General features: G+C 40.7%; 22 protein-coding genes and 2 other annotated features. Of the genes, 2 read left to right on the top strand and 20 right to left on the bottom strand.

Annotated elements, in window-relative coordinates; genetic code table 11:
- Nucleotides 1–148 precede the first annotated feature (148 nt).
- The 3 genes from pheT to ACI48O_RS07950 form a co-directional block, all read right to left on the bottom strand.
- The gene (gene pheT, locus ACI48O_RS07960; RefSeq protein ID WP_435561195.1) at nucleotides 149–2,563 is read right to left on the bottom strand and encodes a phenylalanine--tRNA ligase subunit beta; all 2,415 of its coding nucleotides are present in this window, start codon (nucleotides 2,561–2,563) and stop codon (nucleotides 149–151) included.
- 18 nt (nucleotides 2,564–2,581) lie between these two features.
- Nucleotides 2,582–3,625: a phenylalanine--tRNA ligase subunit alpha gene (pheS, locus tag ACI48O_RS07955; RefSeq protein ID WP_435561194.1), complete on the bottom strand. Its 1,044-nt coding sequence runs from the start codon at nucleotides 3,623–3,625 to the stop codon at nucleotides 2,582–2,584.
- 264 nt (nucleotides 3,626–3,889) lie between these two features.
- Nucleotides 3,890–4,155, bottom strand: a binding site (T-box leader).
- 55 nt (nucleotides 4,156–4,210) lie between these two features.
- Nucleotides 4,211–4,969 carry a TrmH family RNA methyltransferase gene (locus ACI48O_RS07950; protein ID WP_435561339.1) on the bottom strand — a complete coding sequence of 253 codons (759 nt, stop codon included), beginning with the start codon at nucleotides 4,967–4,969 and terminating at the stop codon, nucleotides 4,211–4,213.
- Between the two features lie 123 nt (nucleotides 4,970–5,092).
- On the opposite strand from ACI48O_RS07950, the gene sspI reads away from it, so the two are divergent.
- Nucleotides 5,093–5,302, top strand: a complete 210-nt coding sequence (gene sspI / locus ACI48O_RS07945; RefSeq protein WP_435561193.1) for a small acid-soluble spore protein SspI — start codon at nucleotides 5,093–5,095, stop codon at nucleotides 5,300–5,302.
- Between the two features lie 51 nt (nucleotides 5,303–5,353).
- Here the strand turns inward: sspI and ACI48O_RS07940 are convergent, their stop codons facing one another.
- The 5 genes from ACI48O_RS07940 to ACI48O_RS07920 form a co-directional block, all read right to left on the bottom strand.
- On the bottom strand, nucleotides 5,354–6,439 hold the full coding sequence (locus tag ACI48O_RS07940; RefSeq protein ID WP_435561192.1) for a M42 family metallopeptidase: 1,086 nt from the start codon (nucleotides 6,437–6,439) through the stop codon (nucleotides 5,354–5,356).
- A 76-nt stretch (nucleotides 6,440–6,515) separates the two neighbouring features.
- Nucleotides 6,516–7,007, bottom strand: coding sequence for a dUTP diphosphatase (locus ACI48O_RS07935; RefSeq protein ID WP_435561191.1), 492 nt, complete (start codon nucleotides 7,005–7,007; stop codon nucleotides 6,516–6,518).
- A gap of 15 nt (nucleotides 7,008–7,022) precedes the next feature.
- A complete protein-coding gene (locus ACI48O_RS07930; protein WP_435561190.1) occupies nucleotides 7,023–8,630 on the bottom strand; it encodes an aminotransferase class V-fold PLP-dependent enzyme in 1,608 nt (535 codons plus the stop codon).
- A complete protein-coding gene (locus tag ACI48O_RS07925) occupies nucleotides 8,614–9,186 on the bottom strand; it encodes a glycerol-3-phosphate acyltransferase (protein ID WP_435561189.1) in 573 nt (190 codons plus the stop codon). Before ACI48O_RS07925 ends, ACI48O_RS07930 begins: the two co-directional genes overlap by 17 nt.
- Nucleotides 9,187–9,358: 172 nt before the next feature.
- Complete coding sequence (locus tag ACI48O_RS07920; protein WP_435561188.1) at nucleotides 9,359–9,634, bottom strand: DUF1294 domain-containing protein; 276 nt, start codon at nucleotides 9,632–9,634, stop codon at nucleotides 9,359–9,361.
- An 85-nt stretch (nucleotides 9,635–9,719) separates the two neighbouring features.
- Between ACI48O_RS07920 and ACI48O_RS07915 the strand changes: the two genes are divergently transcribed.
- The gene (locus tag ACI48O_RS07915) at nucleotides 9,720–10,634 is read left to right on the top strand and encodes a nuclease-related domain-containing protein (protein WP_435561187.1); all 915 of its coding nucleotides are present in this window, start codon (nucleotides 9,720–9,722) and stop codon (nucleotides 10,632–10,634) included.
- Nucleotides 10,635–11,376: 742 nt separating this feature from the next.
- Here ACI48O_RS07915 and rplT read toward each other — a convergent pair.
- The 12 genes from rplT to mutM form a co-directional block, all read right to left on the bottom strand.
- The gene (rplT, locus tag ACI48O_RS07910; RefSeq protein WP_435561186.1) at nucleotides 11,377–11,736 is read right to left on the bottom strand and encodes a 50S ribosomal protein L20; all 360 of its coding nucleotides are present in this window, start codon (nucleotides 11,734–11,736) and stop codon (nucleotides 11,377–11,379) included.
- Nucleotides 11,737–11,773: 37 nt separating this feature from the next.
- Nucleotides 11,774–11,974, bottom strand: a complete 201-nt coding sequence (gene rpmI / locus ACI48O_RS07905; RefSeq protein WP_318508081.1) for a 50S ribosomal protein L35 — start codon at nucleotides 11,972–11,974, stop codon at nucleotides 11,774–11,776.
- A gap of 16 nt (nucleotides 11,975–11,990) precedes the next feature.
- Nucleotides 11,991–12,494: a translation initiation factor IF-3 gene (gene infC / locus ACI48O_RS07900; protein ID WP_435561185.1), complete on the bottom strand. Its 504-nt coding sequence runs from the start codon at nucleotides 12,492–12,494 to the stop codon at nucleotides 11,991–11,993.
- 154 nt (nucleotides 12,495–12,648) lie between these two features.
- Nucleotides 12,649–12,781 (bottom strand) — a sequence feature (ribosomal protein L20 leader region).
- 144 nt (nucleotides 12,782–12,925) lie between these two features.
- Nucleotides 12,926–14,860 carry a threonine--tRNA ligase gene (thrS, locus tag ACI48O_RS07895; protein WP_435561184.1) on the bottom strand — a complete coding sequence of 645 codons (1,935 nt, stop codon included), beginning with the start codon at nucleotides 14,858–14,860 and terminating at the stop codon, nucleotides 12,926–12,928.
- A 469-nt stretch (nucleotides 14,861–15,329) separates the two neighbouring features.
- A complete protein-coding gene (gene ytxC / locus ACI48O_RS07890) occupies nucleotides 15,330–16,187 on the bottom strand; it encodes a putative sporulation protein YtxC (protein WP_435561183.1) in 858 nt (285 codons plus the stop codon).
- Between the two features lie 131 nt (nucleotides 16,188–16,318).
- A complete protein-coding gene (gene dnaI, locus ACI48O_RS07885; protein ID WP_435561182.1) occupies nucleotides 16,319–17,257 on the bottom strand; it encodes a primosomal protein DnaI in 939 nt (312 codons plus the stop codon).
- Nucleotides 17,258–17,264: 7 nt separating this feature from the next.
- Complete coding sequence (locus tag ACI48O_RS07880) at nucleotides 17,265–18,671, bottom strand: replication initiation and membrane attachment family protein (protein WP_435561181.1); 1,407 nt, start codon at nucleotides 18,669–18,671, stop codon at nucleotides 17,265–17,267.
- A gap of 58 nt (nucleotides 18,672–18,729) precedes the next feature.
- Complete coding sequence (gene nrdR, locus ACI48O_RS07875) at nucleotides 18,730–19,188, bottom strand: transcriptional regulator NrdR (protein ID WP_435561180.1); 459 nt, start codon at nucleotides 19,186–19,188, stop codon at nucleotides 18,730–18,732.
- Between the two features lie 163 nt (nucleotides 19,189–19,351).
- A complete protein-coding gene (locus tag ACI48O_RS07870) occupies nucleotides 19,352–20,383 on the bottom strand; it encodes a glyceraldehyde-3-phosphate dehydrogenase (RefSeq protein WP_435561179.1) in 1,032 nt (343 codons plus the stop codon).
- Between the two features lie 328 nt (nucleotides 20,384–20,711).
- The gene (coaE, locus tag ACI48O_RS07865; RefSeq protein WP_435561178.1) at nucleotides 20,712–21,332 is read right to left on the bottom strand and encodes a dephospho-CoA kinase; all 621 of its coding nucleotides are present in this window, start codon (nucleotides 21,330–21,332) and stop codon (nucleotides 20,712–20,714) included.
- Nucleotides 21,333–21,355: 23 nt separating this feature from the next.
- Nucleotides 21,356–21,988: a sporulation membrane protein YtaF gene (ytaF, locus tag ACI48O_RS07860; RefSeq protein ID WP_435561177.1), complete on the bottom strand. Its 633-nt coding sequence runs from the start codon at nucleotides 21,986–21,988 to the stop codon at nucleotides 21,356–21,358.
- An 87-nt stretch (nucleotides 21,989–22,075) separates the two neighbouring features.
- Entirely contained in the window at nucleotides 22,076–22,906 is an 831-nt protein-coding gene (mutM, locus tag ACI48O_RS07855; protein WP_435561176.1) for a DNA-formamidopyrimidine glycosylase, read from the bottom strand.
- Nucleotides 22,907–23,125 lie beyond the last annotated feature (219 nt).

Below are 23,125 nucleotides of genomic sequence, written 5' to 3'. Positions count from 1 at the left end.
TTTCCTTGAAAGTCCTACTCTATACTATAACATGAACTTCAATCAACTGAAAAGTAATGTTGTCACAATCAGACAAAAAGGGACGCAAAAGGTGCGAATTTTCGACCAGATGCGTCCCAGTTTCATTTTCTTTCATTATTCTTTAAGGCTAGCCTCGTAAAACGGCTCCTGCTTGTTCTTTAACGGCAGTTAACACTTTGTCATGAGCCTTTGTAACGTCCTCATCAGTTAATGTCCGTTCCGGATCAAAATATTTTAATGAGAAGGCAATCGATTTTTTCCCTTGTTCCATTCGTTCACCTTCGTACAAATCAAACACATGAACGTCTTTTAAAAGCGTTCCGCCAGCTGCAACAATGATTTGTTCGAGCTCGAAAGCTGTCTTTTCTTTATCCACCACTAAGGCAATGTCCCGAGTAATAGAAGGATATCTCGGAATCGCTTCGAATGTTAGTGGTTCAGTTGCTGCTGCAAGGATTGCACTTAACGATAATTCAAAGACTAACGTATCTTTTAAATCCAAGTCCTTTTGCACACTTGGATGGATCTGTCCTACAAAGCCAATTTCTTGACCGTTAAGTAAAACCGCTGCTGTTCTTCCTGGATGCATTCTGTCTATTGCTGCTTGGCGATACTCCACCTTATCTGTAAGACCAAGTTTTGCAAATAAACCTTCAAGAATTCCTTTTAATACAAAGAAATCAACTGGCTTCTTTTCACCTTGCCAAGAATGAGCATGCCATAGGCCGGTAATCGCGCCGGCAACATGTTCCCGCTCTTCAGGTAAAACTTCGTTATCATTAGCTAAGAAAACGGCTCCTACCTCATATAAGCCAATGCTATCAATTTGTCGTGCTGTGTTGTATTTTAACGCCTCTAACAGCTGTGGAACAATGCTTAAACGGAGCATGCTGCGCTCCTCACTCATCGGCATTGCCAGACGAATTGGCTCTCGATTCTCAATCGCAAATTGAGCAGCCTTATCCGCACTTGTTAAAGAATACGTTACCGCTTGGTAAAGACCGGCTCCTTCTAAGAAACGGCGAACCACCCGACGCTTTTGCTGATAGTCAGTTAAGTAACCAGGTGCTGTTTCACCAACGGGAAGTGTCATTGGCAATTTATCATAGCCATAGAGTCGAGCCACTTCTTCAATTAAATCCTCTTCGATCGTAATATCACCACGGCGTGTTGGAACTGTCACGGTTAACAAATCATTATCAGTAACCACTTCGAATTTTAATTTTGCAAAAATATCTTGAACTTCTTCCAGCGTTAATTGTGTACCGATGACTTTGTTTATTTTTTCTAATGTAATCGATACAACCGCAGGCTCAGCAGTGTAAGTATCCACTTCGACTGTGCCTTCAAGAACTTCACCGCCGGCATATTCTGCGATTAACGCAGCCGCTCTTTCTGCAGCCAGACGGACTCGATTCGGATCGACGCCCTTCTCATAGCGGGTGCTTGCTTCACTACGTAAGCCGTGATCTTTAGATGCTTTACGGATTACACCACCGCTGAAGTACGCTGACTCTAATAGAACGGTCGTTGTATCTGCCTGAACTTCGGAGTTTGCTCCACCCATTACACCAGCTAGTGCAACTGGAACACTTCCGTTCGTAATAACAAGATGGTCAGCAGTTAATGTCCGTTTCGCATCATCGAGAGTGACGATTTCTTCACCTTGGTGCGCCCGGCGAACCAACACTTCTTTTGAACCGAAACGATCATAATCAAATGCGTGTAATGGCTGACCGTATTCAAGCAGAATATAGTTCGTGATATCGACAACATTGTTATGTGGTCGAATCCCTGCTGCCATTAGTCTTGTTTGCATCCATAATGGTGATGGGCCGATTTTTACGTTTTTAATAACCTTTGCTGTATAAATGGGGTTATCTTCGTTTGCTTCGACACTTACCTTAATATAATCGGAAGCTTTTTCGCTTGAAGCCTCTACTTTAGGCTGTGGCAGCTTCACTTCTTTTCCTAAGATTGCAGCGACTTCATAAGCAACACCGAGCATGCTTAACGCATCGGCACGATTTGGAGTTAAGCTAAGCTCTAAGATATGGTCATCGCGATTTAATAGTGCAAGCGCATCCTGACCTACTTCGGTATCACTTGGAAAAACAAAGATTCCTTCTGAATACTCTTTCGCAACAAGCTTGCTTTCAATCCCCAGCTCCTGCAAGGAACAAATCATCCCGTTCGATTCTTCGCCGCGAAGCTTTGCTTTTTTGATTTTAAAATTACCCGGTAATACGGCCCCAACAGTTGCAACGGCAACCTTTTGACCTTGCGCAACATTCGGCGCTCCGCAAATGATTTGGACCGGTGCTTCGCCACCAAGGTCTACCTGGCATTTGCTCAGTTTGTCGGCATTTGGATGCTGTTCGCGTTCGACAACATGACCGACGACAATGCCTTTCATTCCATCGTTAAGGAGTTCTACTCCTTCCACTTCAATCCCGCTTTTGGTGATTTTATCAGCTAACTCCTCGGCAGTCATTCCGTCTAAATCAACGTATTCCTGCAGCCATTTATATGATACGAACATGGTTCATGTCCTCCTTATTTATAGTGATTCGTGCAAAGAGAATTGTTTAATGAATCGTATGTCATTTGTATAATAGTGACGGATATCATCGACACCGTATTTGAGCATCGCAATTCTTTCCACACCGATTCCGAATGCAAAGCCGGTGTATTTCTTCGAATCAAAGCCGGCCATTTCAAGTACATTAGGATGAACCATTCCAGCACCTAATACTTCAATCCAGCCTGTTCCTTTACAAACATTACAGCCTTTACCGCCGCAAATTTTACAAGAGATATCAACCTCTACGGATGGCTCGGTGAATGGGAAAAAGCTTGGGCGTAAGCGAATTTCACGGTCTTCGCCAAACATCTTTTTCGCAAACAAATCAAGCGTTCCTTTAAGGTCGCTCATACGGATATTTTCATCGACTACAAGACCCTCAATTTGCATAAATTGATGAGAGTGGGTCGCATCATCGTTGTCACGACGATACACTTTACCCGGACAGATGATTTTAACAGGACCTTTGCCTTTCTTTTTTTCCATTGTCCGTGCCTGCATTGGTGAAGTGTGAGTACGCAGTAAAATCTCTTCAGTAATATAGAAGGAATCCTGCATATCACGGGCCGGATGACCTTTTGGCAAGTTTAGTGCTTCAAAGTTATAGAAGTCTGATTCCACTTCGGGACCTTCGGCAATCGTATAGCCCATACCGATGAAAAAGTCTTCTGCTTCTTCAATGATTCTTGTCAGTGGATGATGATTTCCGACTCTCACTGGTCTTCCTGGTAATGTTACATCAATGGTTTCGGCAGCAAGCTTTTCATTGATCGCTGCAGCTTCAAGTTCTTGCTGTTTTGTTTCGATTTTAGAAGCAATTTCTTCTCTGACTTCATTCACAAGTGCTCCCATTTTTGGGCGTTCTTCGGCAGACAGGCTGCCCATCCCTCTTAGTACTTCTGTGATTGGGCCTTTTTTTCCTAAATAGGCAACACGAATATCGTTGAGTTCTTTTAGATTTGCCGATTGCTCAATTTTTTCAAGCGCTTCTGTCTGCAGTTCCTTTAATCTTTCCTGCATGTTTATTTCCTCCTTTATATACATGGTTTTCTTTTTAGAAAGCTTTGTTAAATAGGGCTGTTGATTTCCGCTGCAGGTGCTCGCTTTCCGCGGGGGAGTCCGGGAGCCTCCTCGGCGCAAGCGCCTGTGGGGTCTCCCGTGACACCTTCTCCCGCAGGAGTCTCGCACCTTCCGCTCCAATCAACAGCGTGCTCAAAAACAACAATGTTCTTTAACACAGCCAAAAAATAATGCCATTTTTAAACACAAAAAAACCTCGCCCTGAAAAGGGACGAGGTTTGGTTCGCGGTACCACCCTTATTAACAAGCAACATTACGCTTGTTCGCTTCATTAGGATAACGGCTTGGGCCGATGCATCTTTACAACTCAAGAAAGGTAAGGCGACCTGCGCGATACAATCATGAATTGGTCCCGATGCCAACTCCGGAGGTGAACTTCACTTAAGCCTTCCATAAAAATGCTTCCAGTCTGCGGCATTTTCTCCCTAAATGGTCGGGTATGAGCTACTTTTCTCCATCAACGTTTTTTGTTCATGCAATTTGCTGTTAATTATAGTATATTTTACTAACAGTTTCAAATGATTATCAGCTTTTTTTCAAATAATAGAGTAAAATGCCTGTCGCTACAGCTACATTTAACGACTCACTCTTGCCGAAGATCGGTATGTATAAGTTTTTTGCCGTTTGTGCGAGAAGCTGTTTATTGACCCCGTTCCCCTCATTGCCCACAATTAACGCAAACGATTCAGCAGGAGCAGTTTCTGTATACACTTGACCATTTTCAAGCGAGGTTCCGTAAACCGGAATGTGATTCTCTGCCAATTTGTTAAGCCAAAATGGCAAGTCTCCATTGATAATCGGCAAGTGAAAATGGCTTCCCTGGGCGGAGCGCAGCACCTTTGGATTATAAATATCAACGCTTCCCTGGCCGACAATAACCGCATCTATCCCTGCAGCGTCAGCAGTCCTGATAATCGTTCCAACATTCCCAGGATCCTGAACTGCATCAATCAAAAGGAAGGTCTTCCCACTGATTTCAGTTATATCCTTTCTCGTTTGACGGCAAATCGCAATAACCCCCTGTGGAGTTTCTGTATCTGACAACGTCTTAATAATTTCTTCCGTGACAAGTGTTACCGGAATCGAGCCATCATTCCATGCAGGAGGCAGTTCAGTTTCCTCATTTACGATTAATTGTATGATAACATCCTCTTGTTTTAGCGCTTCTTCGACTAAATGAAATCCTTCTATTAAAAACGTTCCCGTTTTATCTCGTTCTTTTTTTGTTAATAGCTTCTTCCATTCCTTTATTTGCGGGTTTTTAACAGAGTGTATGTGTTTCACCATTGTCACTCCTTCCATTCTTCAAGTTCAATTTCTTTATTATATACTAAATTTTTTACATAAAAAAATGCAAATTTACAAATGCTAAGATTCGAATTGGAAATAGAAGGAGTGAATAGAAAGGTGAATTTAAATTTACGTCACGCTATTATTCAAAATGTATCAGGAAATTCTCAAGACGAGCTGCGCGACACGATTGTAGATGCCATTCAAACTGGTGAGGAAAAAATGCTTCCTGGTCTCGGCGTTTTATTTGAAGTCATTTGGGAAAGTGCTTCAGAACAGGAAAAAAGTGAAATGCTTGGGCTACTTGAAAATGGGTTAAAACGTTAATATAAAACATAAGTTGAGGGTACCGCGCATGATGCGGTACCCTCTTACTTTTTACTGATACGTAATTGTGTCAACCGTTTGTTGATCCAATCGTTTAATTACTTCAACGATTAATTTAACAGCATTCTCAAAGTCGTCACGGTGAAGCATCGCAGCATGAGAATGGATATAGCGAGTCGCAATTCCAATTGATAGCGCTGGAACACCTTTATGAGAAAGGTGGATGGCTCCAGAATCTGTCCCGCCACCTGGCATCGCCTCATATTGATATGGAATTTCATGTTCATCGGCTACATCCGTAACGAAATCCCGCAAACCTTTATGGGATACCATTGATGCATCGTAAAGAACAATTTGTGGCCCGGCTCCCATTTTTCCAAGTGCCTCTTTTTCCGTTACCCCTGGAGTATCTCCTGCAATCCCGACATCGACACCAAAGGCAATATCCGGTTCAATTTTATAAGCAGATGTCTTGGCTCCACGTAAGCCAACCTCCTCCTGAACCGTTCCGACTCCATAGACGACATTCGGGTGCTCTGTACCGTGAAGTCTTTTTAAAACCTCAATCGCGATTGCACAGCCGATACGATTATCCCATGCTTTTGCAAGCAGCATTTTCTCATTATTCATGACCGTAAATTCAAAATATGGAACGACCATATCTCCCGGCTTAACGCCCCATTCCTTTGCCTCTTCCTTGCTTGAAGCACCAATATCAATAAACATGTCCTTAATTTCAACTGTTTTTTTGCGAGCTTCTGCAGACAGGATATGCGGTGGCTTCGAACCGATAACACCCGTTACATCCCCTTTGCTCGTTACAATCGTAACCCGCTGAGCGAGCATAACCTGTCCCCACCAACCGCCTACTGGTTGAAAGCGGAGGAATCCCTTATCATCAATGTTCGTAATCATAAAGCCGACTTCATCCAAATGCCCGGCAACCATTATTTTCGGGCCGCCCTCTTTGCCTACCTTCTTGGCGATTAAACTGCCTAGATTATCGGTTGTCACTTCGTCAGCAAACGGCGCTATGTATTTTTTCATGACCTCTCGTGCTTCACGCTCATTGCCGGGAATTCCTTTGGCGTCTGTTAAATCTTTTAGCATCGTTAACATTTCATCTAATTTTGCCATCTATTTCGACTCCCTTCATTTAGTTTCGCTTGTTCCTCATTATACAAAACGGATTTTAGAAAGTAAAAAAACAGTGCTAATAGCCTTGTTGTTGTCTTTCATAATTTACTTCGTTTTTTTGAAGATATGCCTGTTCAATTTCGACATTTGTATAGCCTAGTAAATTGGCTAGACATAGGTAGGACTGAAACATGTCCTGATATGCCTGTAATGAACGGTTTGTACGGAACACATTGATGAGTCGGTAGATTTCTAAAAATTGTTCAGTTAACTCCACGATGTTAGCTTCGTTGTTATGTACTGTTACTTTTTCTGTAAAATCACAGACAATCCCTAAAGATAACATGAAATGGATCCCATCTACATATTCCTCAAGAATAACTTCTTTTGGCGATGGAGCTTTTAAACTCCAGAATTTAAAGCAACGTGTTTCATTCGCAAGCTCGCCCAGTTCAACAAGCAATGCCAAAACTTTGCGGTCAAACAAATCCTCTGTTTGTAAATTATGTTGTTCCTCAATGTGGCTGTCTAATCCTTTTTGCATTTCGAATAACTTTTTTAAGTTCATGACTGTTCTCCTAACTTACTTTTGTAATTCTAATAACGCATTATTTTCATAATCAAGGAATTTTGCAAATAAATTCAACATTTTATTAATGTCATCACCATGATAATCTCCTAATGTGGCGATTTGGAGCCAATTCTTTTCGCGTAAATAGCTGCTTTCATAATGAAGCTGAAAACCTTGATAGTAAAGAGTTTCCCCAAGTTCAACAGAGGAAATGTTGGATGGTATCTCAATTGTGAAAATCGTCGGTGATGCGTATTGTTCCGGTGTGACAGTTTTTAATTCCATTTCATTTAAACTATCTTTAATGGAGCGATAGGTTTGCTTTATTTTATCATAACGATCTTGAGGGTTAAAAAGTAACGCGGTATGAAGAGCCTCAAGTAAATTTGAAGAGTGTGAATATGGAATGCTGTTATGTTCACAGTACATTCCCAAATCAATATATTTTGGTAATTTACTAGAAGGTTGAACCGGATGCTGATGAAAAACAAAGGAAAGGCCAGTAAACGCTCCAATCGCTTTCCCGCTCACCCCTGATGCAAGGTATACTCCATTAAGATCGATCGGAACAGCGCCAATCGAACTAATGCAATCCATGCATAGCTTTATTTGGTTTTGGGCAGCTACTTCCTTCAACATATCCATGTCATTTAACATTCCGGTTGAAGTTTCACTATGGACAGCCCAAATCCATTCAGTATCTTCGCTGATATATTGGAGGAGCTGATTTCGAGTGAACGGCTGCCCCCATGCGTTTTCCAGCACATCAAACTCAAGACCCATTCTTGCTGCCTGCCCGGTTAATCTCGCCCCAAATTCTCCATTTACTAAAATTAATCCTTTTTTGTTGGGTAGCAGGGATAATTGGGCGGCAATCGCATCGTTTGCTAATGTACCTGAACCAAGCATAATTTTGACATACCGGCTATTCGTCAATTCACAGAGCTGCTTTTGGGTTAAGTGCATTTTTTCTAAAAACATTTCAGAGCGGTGTGAGATTGGCTCGCGCGTTAATGCGGCTTTAACATCTTCTCTGATCGGCACAGGGCCTGGAAGGAAATTTACCGTTGGCTTAATGATACGCCCTGCCACTGACTTCGCAAACGTTTCCTTTGTTAAGTACATCGGCTGATATTGGGCTTCCTCCGTACCAACGAGGCGGGAAAATGGCTGAAAACCCATTTGGCTGTAGAGCTTTAATTGCCGGACTGTTCCTGAAATGACGGTTGCATCATAACCTTTCTTCAAGCAGTAACGGGCCAAAAATTGAGCCAAACCAAGAAAAACCCGGCCATGACGGTAATCTTTATCCACTGATAAAAGCCGAATTTCACATAGTTTGTTTGTTTCGATTGGCAGCGAGTCCTCAACTGGACCGATTTTTTTATCTAAGGAAAAGGGGCGGACGTCGCGAATGGCAATCATGCCGACGACCTGTGTTTCTTTTAAACAGATAATATATGTATTTTCATTGTGGTAAGGGTCGACTAGTATTCCCTGCTCGTTTTGTTCATGCTGCGGGATTTCATTAACAAAGGTTTGATAATTTAAACGGTGGATTTGCTGAAACTCATGTGGTTGGGCGGCAATTTTAAATAGATAATCATGATTTTCGCTCATTTTTCTCCAGCCTTTCCTTTATATTATCGATATGTGCAGCATAAAGCATAATCAGCATCCCACTGACCAAGAGGATGCTCAGCCCAGAAAATTCAAGATAATAAAGGGTGACTGGTATCAACAGAAATGCTCCCAGTCCTGAAAGGGTAAAGCTTTTTAGGAAAAAATAAAGAAACAGAAATATGGCTATAATTGGCGGAACTACATATGGTTCAAATAGGATGATTCCGCCAATAAAGGTTGAGACCCCTTTTCCCCCTTTGAATTGTAGAAAAATGGGTTTTATGTGGCCGAGAATAGCAAGGGCCAAGCCTGCGAGTTGTACTTCTTCTGAGTAATGAAAAGTTCGAGCTATGATGATGACGAGTGCCCCTTTGGCAGCATCCCCAAGGAAGGTTAGGATAAATCCCTTTTTCCCATGAATGCGACCGGCATTTCGCGCACCGACGTTTCCGCTCCCTTGTTCGCGAATATCCTTTTCACCCAGTAGCTTGACGACGATATACCCTGTCATGATGCTTCCCAGAAAATAAGAGAGAATAAAATAGGTAATCATTCCATCACTCCTAACTAAGCCGTGAGCGGCCTAAAATACGCCCCTACTTTGATGATAATATTTTAGCGATGCGAAGGATATAGAAAAAATCGCTTAAATATTAAAAACATGCAAAAGGAGATTTTGGGATTGATTCTTATTGAATCAAAAAAAAGGGTGATTTTTTGGTTGCCTAAATTACAAAAAAATATAAATATAAGGCAAATTGTAAGAGTGCCAGAAGCGGAAAGCCGATTTTGAAGGCTTGGTGCTTAGTCTTGTGATGGAAAAGTTTCATTGCAATGGTCATCGCTGTGGCACCTCCAAAACCGGCCAATTGCCAAAGTGTTCGTTCCGAGATTCTGTATTGGTGTTGTCTTGCCCTCCGTTTATCCTCCCCCATTACAAGAAAGCCGATGAGATTAATGATAAATAAGTACCAATTAAGGATAGTTTCAGTTTCGTTCATAATTAAGTCCTCCTTGCTTAAATCTTGTCACTCTGTGAAAATTTACTTAAAATTAATTTATTAATATAAGGATTGGAGATGAAACATGGAAATTATTAAACCACTCGTTGTCCCCGATAAGTTAAAGCTCATGAGGTCATTAAATGCTCGAATGGAGTTATCAGCTAAAGATAAAAAATGCTATTCAGATTTAGAAAAAGGCTATCAGGGTGAGGTCATCTTTTGTGATTGGCTTGGGAGGCTTACAAATGATTTGCTCCTCCTAAACGATGTCACCCTCGAATGTAACAGCACCTTGTTTCAAACGGACAAATTCCTACTATCACAACATACATTATACCAATTTGAAGTAAAAAATTTTGAAGGTGATTATTATATCGAAAATAAAAATTGGTATGCTTACCCGAAAATAGACGTAAATAACCCAGTCCATCAGCTCGACCGCGAAGAAACCCTATTTCGGCAAATAATCCAAAGACTAGGCTATAATTTTTCAATTACTCCCTTTGTTGTGTTCGTAAACCCCAATTTCCACCTTTACAACGCCCCTATGAATCAACCGATTATATATCCAACCCAAATTAATCGTTTTATCCAAAAATTGAGTTCGACGCCATCAAAATTAACTCAACAACATTATAGTTTAGCTAATCAATTGACATCTCTTCATATTAATCAGTCACCTTATAAGTTTTTGCCCCCATATAACTATAATAGTTTAGAGAAAGGGACTTGCTGCGGGGTTTGTTATTCTTTGGATACCGAGATGACCCCTGTGAACATGATAGTGTGTAGTAATTGCGGTGCGTCAGAATCTGTTGAAACGGCTGTGTTGCGAAGTGTTGAAGAGCTTAGCTTGCTGTTTCCAGGGATAAAGATTACAACAAGCCTCGTACTCGATTGGTGTAAAATTATTGGTTCTAGAAAAACGCTGCGGAGAATTTTATTAATGAAATATAGTTTAATAAAACTTGGGCAGTCTTCTTATTTCTTGGAATAACTAACTTTGTAATGATTTTTGCGAACATGGGATCTTTGATTGATTGATTGATTTGATTGATTGATTATATTGATTTGATTGATTGATTGATGATTGTTCTCATGTTTGTGTTTGTTCACGGCACATTCACTAGCTGATTGTGCCCTTTTTCTTTGTTTGCGAGCACATTCACTTCCTGATTGTTCCCGCTTTGGCTTTTTTTGCACCTTCACGGGCACATTCACATCCCGATCGTGCCCGCTTCGGCCCTTTTTCCTTGTTCGCGGGCACATTCATTACCTGATCGTGCCCGCTGAGGCTTTTTTCACACCTTCACGGGCACATTCACTTCCTGATTGTGCCCGCTTTGACACTTTTTACTTGTTCACGGGCACATTCATTACCTGATCGTTCCCGCTGAGGCTTTTTTTTCAACTTCACGGGCACATTCATTACCTGATTGTTCCCGCTGAGGCTTTTTTTGCACCTTCACGGGCACATTCACATCCCGATCGTGCCCGCTTCGGCCCTTTTTCCTTGTTCACGGGCACATTCACTTCCTGATCGTGCCCGCTTTGGCCCCTTTTCGTCGTTCACAGGAACATTCCCTTCCTGATTGTGCCCGCTTTGGCCTTTTTTACACCTTCACGGGCACATTCACCTCTTTATCCCCCATTCCCCTCTGGCCATATCGAACTAACCGCATCCCGCCAAAACCAAAAAAGCCACTCTCACTAAGAGAATGGCTTTTTATCATCAAAAATTACTTATTATACTGAGCTTTAGCTGCATCAGCTAATTGAGCAAATGCTTGTGCATCAGTAATCGCAAGATCAGCAAGCATTTTGCGGTTTACTTCGATACCAGCAAGCTTTAAACCGTGCATTAAACGGCTATAAGAAAGACCGTTGATGCGTGCAGCTGCATTGATACGAGTGATCCAAAGTTTACGGAAGTCGCGCTTCTTTTGGCGACGATCACGGAATGCATATTGCAATGATTTCATTACTTGTTGGTTAGCTACTTTATATAAAGTATGTTTGGAACCGAAATAACCTTTTGCTAATTTAAGAACTTTTTTACGACGCTTGCGCGTAACTGTACCGCCTTTAACACGTGGCATGTAAATTCCCTCCTATATAAATCGTTCGAGTACGAGATTACTTAATGTTAGTTAATAAGAAACGAATGCGCTTGAAATCGCCTTTAGAAACAATTCCACTTTTACGAAGCTTACGCTTTGCTTTAGTAGACTTGTTTGCAAATAAGTGGCTAGTATAAGCGTGTGAACGCTTCAGTTTACCTGATCCAGTCTTTTTGAAACGCTTAGCAGCGCCGCGGTGAGTTTTCATTTTTGGCATTAGAGCTTCCTCCTTGTTACTTGTCGTTTTTAGGTGCTAAGACCATAAACATGCTACGGCCGTCCATTTTTGGATGTGATTCCACAGTTGCAACTTCAGTGCAAGCTTCCGCAAAACGAACTAATACACGTTGACCGATTTCTTTATGAGTAATGGCACGTCCCTTGAATCGGATCGATGCTTTTACTTTATCGCCTTTTTCCAAGAATTTAATCGCATTTCTTAACTTCGTGTTAAAATCATGCTCTTCAATTGTTGGGCTTAAGCGAACTTCTTTAGTCGTAATAATCTTTTGATTTTTACGAGCTTCTTTGTCTTTCTTTTGTTGCTCGAATCTAAATTTTCCGTAGTCCATGATACGAGCTACTGGCGGCTTAGCATTCGGAGCCACTAAAACGAGATCAAGATTAACGCGTGAAGCAATTTCAAGCGCTTCATTCTTTGATTTAATCCCCAACTGCTCGCCATTCTGGTCAATAAGACGAACTTCACGGGCACGAATACCCTCGTTTAACAACATGTCTTTGCTAATAGTTAGACACCTCCAAGGTTTTTTCAGCGAATACAACGTTTGGATCAAGAATTTAAGAATCGGAGAAAATATTTCGTCTCACCGGATCTCACCTTTTGATAAGACTCAAAGTTGAATCGGCAGCTTCAAAACCGCTTTTTTTACATATAAAAAAGTGTGGATGCGAACACACCCACACTTACGAAAACAATACATAAAAAACATGTTTATCCGTAAACCTGCCGACAGCGATCTTGCGTCAATCAGGTGAGAAGCGGGTGCTTCTTCTTTTTCTCAAACTCGTATTCAATTACCAGAGTAACTATATCACAAAGACTGTCACAGTGTCAAACTATTGTTTAACAACAAAGAGAATCTTAACAAAAGAACGGTTCTTTGGCAAGACCTTTTTTCTTTTTTGTTAAACGAAGTTAATACCACTAACGGCGGTATGCCTCTGCTATTACATTATTGAAAAATTGATCGAATGCAACAGTTTCAGAGTTCTGTTCGCCATATTTACGGACGTTAACAGACTTTGTTTCCACTTCCTTATCACCTACGACAAGCATATATGGAATTTTTTGCATTTGTGCTTCACGGATCTTGTAGCCGATTTTCTCATTACGGCCATCAAGTTCAACTCTGATGCCTGCCGCCTTCAACGACTCCTGCACTTCTTTTGCATAGTCAAAATGAACATCAGGAGAAACAGGAATGACTTGAACTTGTACCGGTGCTAGCCATGTTGGGAACGCACCTTTGTACTCTTCAATTAAGAAAGCAACGAAACGCTCCATTGTCGATACAACACCACGGTGAATAACAACTGGGCGGTGCTGCTTTCCGTCCTCACCAACATAAGTAAGGTCGAATCGTTCCGGCAACAAGAAGTCAAGTTGTACAGTTGATAGTGTTTCGTCTTTACCAAGGGCTGTTTTTACCTGAACGTCAAGCTTTGGACCGTAGAATGCTGCTTCGCCTTCTGCTTCATAGTAATCTAGGCCTAAATCATCCATTGCTTCTTTCAGCATACTTTGAGCTTTTTCCCACATCGCATCATCATCAAAATATTTTTCAGTATCTTGAGGATCACGATAGGACAAGCGGAAAGAGTATTCCTCGATTTTGAAATCTTTGTATACTTCTAAAATTAAGTTCACAACCCGTTTGAATTCATCCTTAATTTGATCAGGACGGACGAAAACGTGGGCATCGTTCAGTGTCATCCCACGAACACGCTGCAAGCCTGAAAGCGCACCAGACATTTCATAGCGGTGCATGGTGCCGAGTTCAGCAATTCTGATTGGCAGCTCACGGTAGCTGTGCATTGTGTTTTTGTAAACCATCATATGATGCGGACAGTTCATTGGACGAAGAACGAGCTGTTCATTGTCCATTTCCATCACAGGGAACATATCCTCTTGGTAGTGGTCCCAGTGACCGGATGTTTTATAAAGGTCGACGCTGCCCATGATTGGTGTGTACACGTGGTCATAGCCAAGGCTTACTTCCTTATCCACGATGTAGCGTTCGATTGTGCGGCGGATTGTTGCACCTTTAGGTAACCATAATGGTAAACCTTGGCCTACCAATTGATTGTTTGTAAATAAGCTTAGTTCTTTCCCGATTTTACGGTGGTCGCGTTCTTTCGCTTCTTCTAGAAGTCTTAAGTGTTCAGCAAGGTCTTCTTTTTTGAAGAAAGCAGTACCGTAAATACGTTGAAGCATTTTATTGTCGCTATCTCCGCGCCAGTAAGCACCAGCAATGCTTAACAACTTGAATTCCTTGATTTTGCCTGTTGATGGTACGTGGACGCCGCGGCAAAGGTCAAAGAAGTCACCTTGCTTGTAAAGTGTAACTGTCTCGTCTTCAGGAATGGCTTCAATCAACTCAAGCTTATATTCATCACCAATTTCCTTATAGATTTGCACTGCGTCGTTACGGCTTACTTCCTCGCGAACGACATCAATATTTTCCTTAACGATTTTCGCCATTTCTTTTTCAATAAGCGGAAGATCTTCAGGTGTTAATGATTGCTCGAGGTCAATATCGTAGTAAAAGCCACCTTCGATGACTGGTCCTACTCCTAGTTTTACGTCTTTATATAAGCGCTTGATCGCTTGCGCCATTAAGTGAGCAGTACTGTGGCGAAGCACTTCCAAAGCGTCCTGATGCTCAGGTGTGACGATTTCTAAAGCTCCATCTTCTTCAATTTGACGGCGAAGATCGACCATATTTCCGTTCAACTTACCGGCAATGGCTTTCTTTTTTAATCCCGGACTAATGGAAGCAGCGATATCTTCTGTTGTCGTTCCGCTTGGAAACTCCTTCACTGTTCCATCTGGAAACGTAATCTTTACAACATCTGCCATTGTTTTTTCCTCCTTTTTAATTTAACACACTAACGTGTCGGGGGACTGTCCCCCGTTGCTTTAGCGCGCTGTCGTGTTGGGGGACTGTCCCCCGCCGCTTTAGTGCGGTAAAATAAAAAAACTCGTCCCTCAAATAGAAGGGACGAGTTGTACACACGTGGTTCCACCCTAGTTCACATTTTTCCGACATTCCTAATAAGAACGTGCGGAAAACGACTTTGGCTCTGGTAACGGCAGTGGCCGTCAACTATTACTAATGAAAAGCTTAATACTTAATAAAGCTTCCTCACATTCACAGCTGAAGTTCAAAGGTGGTAAGCATTCAATTCGTGTTAGGAAGATTCCAGCCTTGTCTTCCCTCTCTTTAAACCGTGAAAGAATACCCATGTCCTTATCATCACAAAAATGAATTCAGTTATTATGTAGGTTATTATAGTTTTTCATTTCAGGAAAATCAAGGGATTCTTTGTTAATCTTTTAACGATTGATGCCGCCTCTCTTTAAAAACCGATAGACTATCGATAAGGACTCTCTCCTCAAATATATTCCGTATTGTCCGTATTAACGGTTGTTCCGGTTCTTTTGAATATAAATAAATGGATTCGGGGGCGATTGATAGCAGCGGTGCAATCGTAGTTGAATCAACGTAAACTGGGTGGTTAAAAAGCAGCTTACGATCAATCATCTTTGTTAATTCAATCCGCTTAATCTCAACAAATTGTTCATTAAAAAACATGACATCATCATCAACTAAGATATGAAGACTTTTCACTAAGGGCGCCCGTGCGGAAATAAAATTCCTTAACGTGTGAATAAACATTTGATATTCTTGCTCCATCTTATATTCATCAATCGAAAGCTCTACATATTTCTCAAGCCTAGCACAAAATTCTCGCAATCTAAATTTCACAAACGAGTCAAATGAAAAAGAAATATTTCGTTTTAAAACATGATTAATAGCATGCTTTAAAATCGTCTTCTCCTCACTGTCCTTAAGAAAAAATGCCAGTTCCTTTCGCTCGCCTTCTAAAATCGAATGGATAATTTCGAGTATTTGCTGGATTTCTTCTTCATCGGAATAATAAAACTGCTCAGTAATAATAGTCCGAAACCAATCATCACATTTATTATGAATAATAAATTGATAAAATAACTGTTTTATTTCATCAAAAGCTTGTGAAGTCAAAGCTTCTGTGATTATTTTTACAGTAAGTCGTTCTTCATCGAGAAGAATAGGATTATCGGGAAGAGAGGGTAATAGCTTCTTTATTAATAATTGATATAAGGGTTTTGCATCCTCTTTCCGCTGAAAATGGATTTCAATCAACCAAATCCCCCCTTTTTTGAAATCTCTGATTCTATGTATATGGGGGGATGTCCTAAAATAGAAGCATTCCACTAGCTTCCCAGGCCAAAAAAAATAAGCCAGTGAGCTTTTCACTGGCTTGTTGGATTCGACTATTGACGACGATTTGGTCCGTCCAGTCTAATTGGTTCCGCTAAATATTTTATTCTTTCCATAATCCTGCGCGCCTTCATTTTCTCTTCTTCGCCGCGCTGTGTATAGGTTAAATGATGTTCTAGCTCTTGAAAATCAAAATTTGATGTGAAAAAGGTCGGCAAATTCTCAAGCATACGATACTGCAATATCGGGCCTAACACTTCATCTCTTGTCCAACTAGACATCGTCTCGGCACCGATATCATCAAGCATTAAGATTTCCTGTTTTTTAAGTGTTTCAATCTTCTCATTTAAGGTCGAATCAGCAATTGAATTTTTCAATTCACGGAGTAACTCAGGAACATAAACAATCATCGATGGGATCTTTTTTGCGGCTAACTCATTAGCAATCGCGCCCAAAAGGAATGATTTCCCCACTCCAAATTGACCATATAAATACAGTCCCTTTGGTTTTATTCCTGCTGAATAATTTTCTACAAATAAGGTCGCTTTATTAAGCGCTTGCCCACGGCCGGGATTATTAGGACTAAAGTCAATATTTTCAAAAGATACATGTAATAAATCCTTTGGAAAATGCATGCTTTTAATTAATTTTTCATTCTTTCGCGTTTCATCGTACATGATTTGCTGAGGACAACGGTCGTATTGAATGTCAATCGAATTGGCCCTAATAACAAGCTCAGGATAATAACCTTTAATCAAATTATTACAGCCATCGAGACTTGAACAGTTTTTACAGGACTGACTTTGCGTTAAAAACTCATAAAGCTTCATTAAGCTTTTTTCAACCATGTCTTCGGTTATTTCGTGGCGATGCTCAGTTAAGAAGGCACGTACTTCAGGGTTATTGATAATTTCGCGCCTCATTTGCTGATACCGCTTTTGAAACGTCTCACTTCCCCCAAGTTTTTTAAGTGTTTGATTTATTTTTTCCAACGTGACATCACCCCTTTCTTAAATTTTTAATTCTCTCTTCTATTTCTCTTTTTTGAGCTTCAAAATCAGGATTAACTTCTTCTGCTTGATTGGTTTTTTGCTGTTTTTCCGATTCATTAAACCAATCCGGTAGCAATTCGGTGCGAATCGGCTTCTTTTGGGTCCGTTTTTTCTTATCACTGTCTCCGCTTGCCCATTGCTGGTATTGTTTATGCTCATTTAAAGCAAGCTCCATCGCAGCTTTTACCGTTTTTACATCCTTCCGTGCCCAGTGGCTTGCAATTTTTTCTACATATCCCTTTGTAAGCTTCATATCTGTTTTAAGCATTACATAATGGATCAAAACATTAACAACCCCTGGTAAAAGCTTTTGCTGAAAAATAACCCCCTCGATAATCGCTAAATCTGCTTTGGATGGTTCTGCTCCTCCAGATATGTCGCGCAGAAGCTTTCGTGGTGAGGTTGTTTCAAAATAATGAATCAGCTTTTCTTCTTTCGTTTTTGGTTCTGCTGTTTCCGTTCGATACAATGATGGCTGTGTTCGATCAACAAGCGCCGGCAGCTGATCTTGGTGATGAAATTGGTACCAGTCTCGTGCTGATTTCCTTAGTTCTTCAAGATCAATTTCATTTTCCTCTGTTACCGCACTTAATACGATATTCTTCATTTGGATCGCATCAACTTCATAAAGAAAGGCAAGATTACTAATCGCATCTTTTACTTTTGGGGTGAGAGATTTTTTGGGAACAAGTGATTCAGATAGCCCGGCCATAAGCAATTCAAAATTAAAGGTTGGGTGATCAATTTGAATGCCAGAGTTATCTTTTCTGCCGATATACGCTTGTCCAGTTTCGATCGACAAATCGGCTGCTGTTTCAGGATCAAATTTTAAAGCGTTAGGTGAGGATGAAGAGGAAAATACATCTTGAAAAGCTTTTGTCACTTCTTTATAGCCCTCGTGTGCACCCGTATTTTGATCACTGAAAAATCGTTTAAGTTTTGAAAATTGGTTTTTACCTATTTTACGATATAAATATATATTTAACATTCCGTCCAAAAAAAACTGTTCCGGACTTAGCGGTGGTTTAAGCTGATAAATGAACGAGCGTTCCCCATCTTCGTTGCGAACAAAGGCGCTAAGTAGGCCCATCCCTTCCAGTCTTAGTCTTGCCTCATAGATTTCCTTTAAATTTAGTCCCATTAAACTCATTAAGGCATGATGAGAGCTCGGCTCAGACCAAAGTCGATTCTCTTCAAGCTCGGCCCAAAGGGTCATATATAAACTAAAACTCGTTGTTCCAACGAGCGGTTGATACAATAAAGTCATCACTTTACGATCAAAGTCATGTAAAATACCGTTTGCGCATGCAACATACCGGTCAATTGGAATTAGCTCTTGCCAATGCTGGGCCATTCATATCATACCTTTCCTCGGTTCGACACAAAAAAGAGCTAAAGTTTTTTAGCTCTCATTATATTTCCTTTTTGATTAACTCTTTTAATTCTTCTATAAAAACATTAATGTCTTTAAATTGGCGATAAACTGAAGCAAAACGAACATATGCTACTTCATCTATTTTTGCCAACCTGTCCATAACCATTTCACCAATCATATCACTTTTGATTTCAGAAATCCCTTGATTCCGAAGTTCTTTCTCAACCTCATGAGTAATATTTTGCAATTGTTCGAGGGCAACAGGCCGTTTTTCACAAGCTTTAATAAGACCTCTTAAGATTTTTTCGCGATTAAATTCTTCTCTTGTACCTTCTTTTTTTACAACAATGAGAGGAATCTCTTCAACTTTTTCAAACGTAGTAAAGCGATAGCCGCATTGTTCACATTCTCGTCTCCGGCGAATCGACTTTCCTTCATCAACAGGTCGAGAATCGAGAACACGTGTATTATGGTGTTGACATGAAGGACATTTCATCCGTCAGCTCTCCAATTCTTAAAGGTATTTTTTACCCATTATCCATTATCAAAAACCTTCCAATACTATCTTATAAAAAAGAAGTGGTAAGGACAAGTAGGTGCGGTGCAAAAATAAAAAAATGCCTACCAGATTGGTAGGCAGTAAATCAAAATCAGTTTATTTATCCAACTTTAACAGCCGAATTATTTTCCATAACATTTGCAACATGCTTTAACAAATCAACGACACGGCAAGAATAGCCCCACTCATTGTCATACCAGGCAAGGACTTTAACTTTGTTGTTGCCAATAACCATTGTCGATAAACCATCGATCGTTGCCGAGTTTTCATTTGTATTAAAATCAACCGAAACTAAAGGCTCATCGGTAATGTCGAGGATACCCTTTAATGAACTATTAGCAGCCGCATAGAACGCAGCATTTACTTCATCAACGGTTACATCCTTCTTTAAGTCCACAACTAAATCCACCAAAGAAACATTTGGTGTTGGGACACGTAAAGACATACCATGCAGCTTACCAGCCATATGCGGTAGCACTAAAGAAAGTGCTTTTGCTGCTCCGGTAGAAGTCGGGATAATGCTTTGCGCGCATGCGCGGGCACGGCGTAAATCTTTATGTGGATTATCAATATTTTTTTGGTCATTTGTATAGGCATGTACAGTTGTCATTAAACCGTTAATAATACCAAACTCTTCATCTAGTACCTTTACAACAGGCGCTAAGCAGTTTGTTGTACAAGATGCATTTGATATAATATCATGCTTTTCGATATCTAACTTATCTTCATTAACTCCCATTACAATAGTAACATCTTCATTTTTCCCTGGTGCAGTTAATATAACCTTCTTCGCACCAGCTTCTAAATGCAATGCTGCTTTATCACGAGCATTAAACTTACCGGTCGCTTCGATGACGATATCGATACCAAGTGCTCCCCAAGGTAATTGCTTTGGATCACGATTCGCAAATAATTGAACGCGCTTTCCATTTACGATAAGAGAATCGTCATTCGGAATTACTTCGCCAGGGAATTTCCCGTGAGTGGTATCATATTTTATTAAATGGGCTAACGTTTCTGCCGGATAGCTGGCATTAATCGCTACCACATCAATATCGTCTTCAAGAATTGCCTTTCTAAAAACCATTCTTCCAATTCGCCCAAAACCATTAATTGCTACTTTTGCCTTCATATTATGGCCCCTTCCGTAATATGTTATACTTTATTCAACGTTTAGATGTAATTAGTATAACATATTAATCTGATTTTGCACTAATTAAAATGCTGATTTATTAAAAGTTTTACTATTCCCTCGTTAAATACAGTAAATATGAGAGCACATTAAAAAGAGGAAAGCATCCGCTTCCCTCTTTTTAGTATTTTATTTATAGGCTGTTGATTTCCGCTTCAGGTGCTCGCGCACCTTAGGGGGAGTCCGGGAGCCTCCTCGGCGCAAGCGCCTGTGGGGTCTCCCGTGACACCTTCTCCCGCAGGAGTCTCGCACCTTACGCTCCAATCAACTAAAAATCAACAGTATTCTTTAACGTAAAGCCCCATTTATTTAAGCAATCGTATATCTGCTGTTTTGTTTCTTCTATTGATCCATTATTGTTGATTACTGCATCTGCCCATTTTAATTTTTCCGAAAGTGGGAGCTGTGAAGCAATTCGAGACTGGGCTTCTTCCATCGAGAACCCATTTCGAGCCATTAATCTTTCAAGCTGTGTTTTTTCATCAACATAAACGACCATGACTTTATCCACCATGTGGGTTAACTTGCTCTCGTATAATAACGGGATGTCTAATACGACTAAATTGTGACCGTCGGTGAGGTAGTGATCCTTTTTTTGGACCATATTTTCTCTGACCGCAGGGTGGACAATGCTATTTAATATTTTTCTTTTTTCTTCATTAGGAAAGATGATTCCACCAAGCTTTGCGCGGTCAATGGAACCATCCTCCATTAATATCTCTTCCCCAAAATAAGCAACAATTTCTGAATAAGCCTTTTTTCCCTTCTCAACAGCCAAGCGAGCTTCCTCATCTGCATCAACGACAGGAATATTCAATTCCTTCAGCATGTTTGCTACTGTACTTTTCCCGCTGGCTATTCCTCCGGTTAATCCGATTATCAATGACATAGATTATCCCTTTCTTTGTCTAATCATAATTTCCATATACCGATTAAAATTAATAATACTCCTGGGATAAAGGAACATTTTTGCACCCACTCATAATGAGCAAAGAGAGCGCCTAATTTCATTCCCATAAACACAAACAATGAACTCATCACAGCAACACAAACTGCTAAAAATAGCGGAGAATAGCCTAACATCGCAGCGCCAATTCCAGCACCGAAGGCATCAAACGACAAGGCGAGTCCAAGCATCAATGCTTCTAGACCAGTGATGATCCCCGATTGGTCAAAGTCAGCGGACATAGGTTTCCTTAAAATATTAATAACTAGACCAAGAGATTTAATTTCAAAATTAAATATCATTCCTTCGTTAACCGGTTCTTTAACTTTTTCCGGACGAAAAAATTGAAATAATACCCATGAGCCCAGCACGATCAAAATCATTCCACCAAGGTTTTCAGCCACGTTCGAGGAGAATAAGTTCTCAAAAACATGACCAAGAGCCATAGCTGAAATTAGTACTCCTGCAGAGCAGCAGGAGATAATCAAAATGGACTTTAACGGAATGCGGACTCTTCTCAAACCATAGGTAAATCCAACACTAAAACTGTCTAGACTGACAGCAAAAGCTAACAGAAAAAGTGAGATCAGTTGCACCATTGAAATAGAGCTCCTTCCAGTCAATCGCTACGATAGTATATGGAATGAGCCTATCCAATGTTTATACGTAAAATATGGTTACTTATATTATGGACGCTTTTGACATACAGGACAAAAGTGAGTCCCTCTTCCACCAACGGTAATTTTTTGCAGTTCGGTTCCACATCGTTGACATGGTTCCGCTTTTTTTCCATAAACAAATAATTCTAGCTGAAACATTCCAATTTGACCTTGAGAATTTACATACGACCTAATCGTACTACCGCCTTTTTCAACTGCCTCGCTTAATGTCGCAATAATTTCTTGATGAAGAACGGTGACTTCTTCCCTTGTTAAGCTAGGAGCAGGCCGTTCAGGATGAATCCTTGCCCGGAACAGAGCTTCATCGACATAAATATTCCCCAAACCTACCACAATCGATTGATCTAATAGAAGCACTTTGATTTTACGATTGGAACGTGTCAGCTTTTCACTCAAATATTCTAAGGTGAATTCTTCGGAAAAAGGTTCAGGACCCAATTGAGATAATGGCAGATCAAGAAACTCCTTGCCTTTTGAATATAAATGCATCGTCCCAAATTTACGAACATCCTTATAGCGGAGCTCGGTTCCATCCGTGAAGTGAAAAATAACATGGGTATGCTTATCAATTGGATCGTCACTAGCAAATAGGCCGTATTTACCCTCCATCCTCAAATGGGATACGAGCGCATAGTCATCTGTATAAAAAATCAGGAACTTCCCTCTTCTTCCCATTTTAAGAAAGGTCTGTCCTTTAAGTGCATCTTGAAATTGGACCACATCATCTGGAAGCTTGACTATTTTTGGCCAAAAAACGGAAACATTTTCAATTTTTTTGTTAAGAACTAACGCCTCTAATGTTCTTTTTACTGTTTCAACCTCAGGTAGCTCAGGCAAGATGGTTCCACCTTTCTACAAATCCAGCTTCATCGCGCTTTTTGTTTTCGCCCTGTTAAATTTGTCTGTTGATTTCCGCTGCAGGTGCTCAGCGACCCAGCGGGGGAGTCCGGGAGCCTCCTCGGCGCCATAGCGCCTGTGGGGTCTCCCGAGACACCTTCTCCCGCAGGAGTCTAGCACCTTCCGCTCCAATCAACAGAGTGCTCAAAATCAACATTG

It is taken from the genome of Neobacillus terrisolis, from assembly GCF_051233475.1.
GTDB lineage: Bacteria > Bacillota > Bacilli > Bacillales > Cytobacillaceae > Bacillus_BU.
This window is presented reverse-complemented; position numbering and strand designations above follow the sequence as displayed.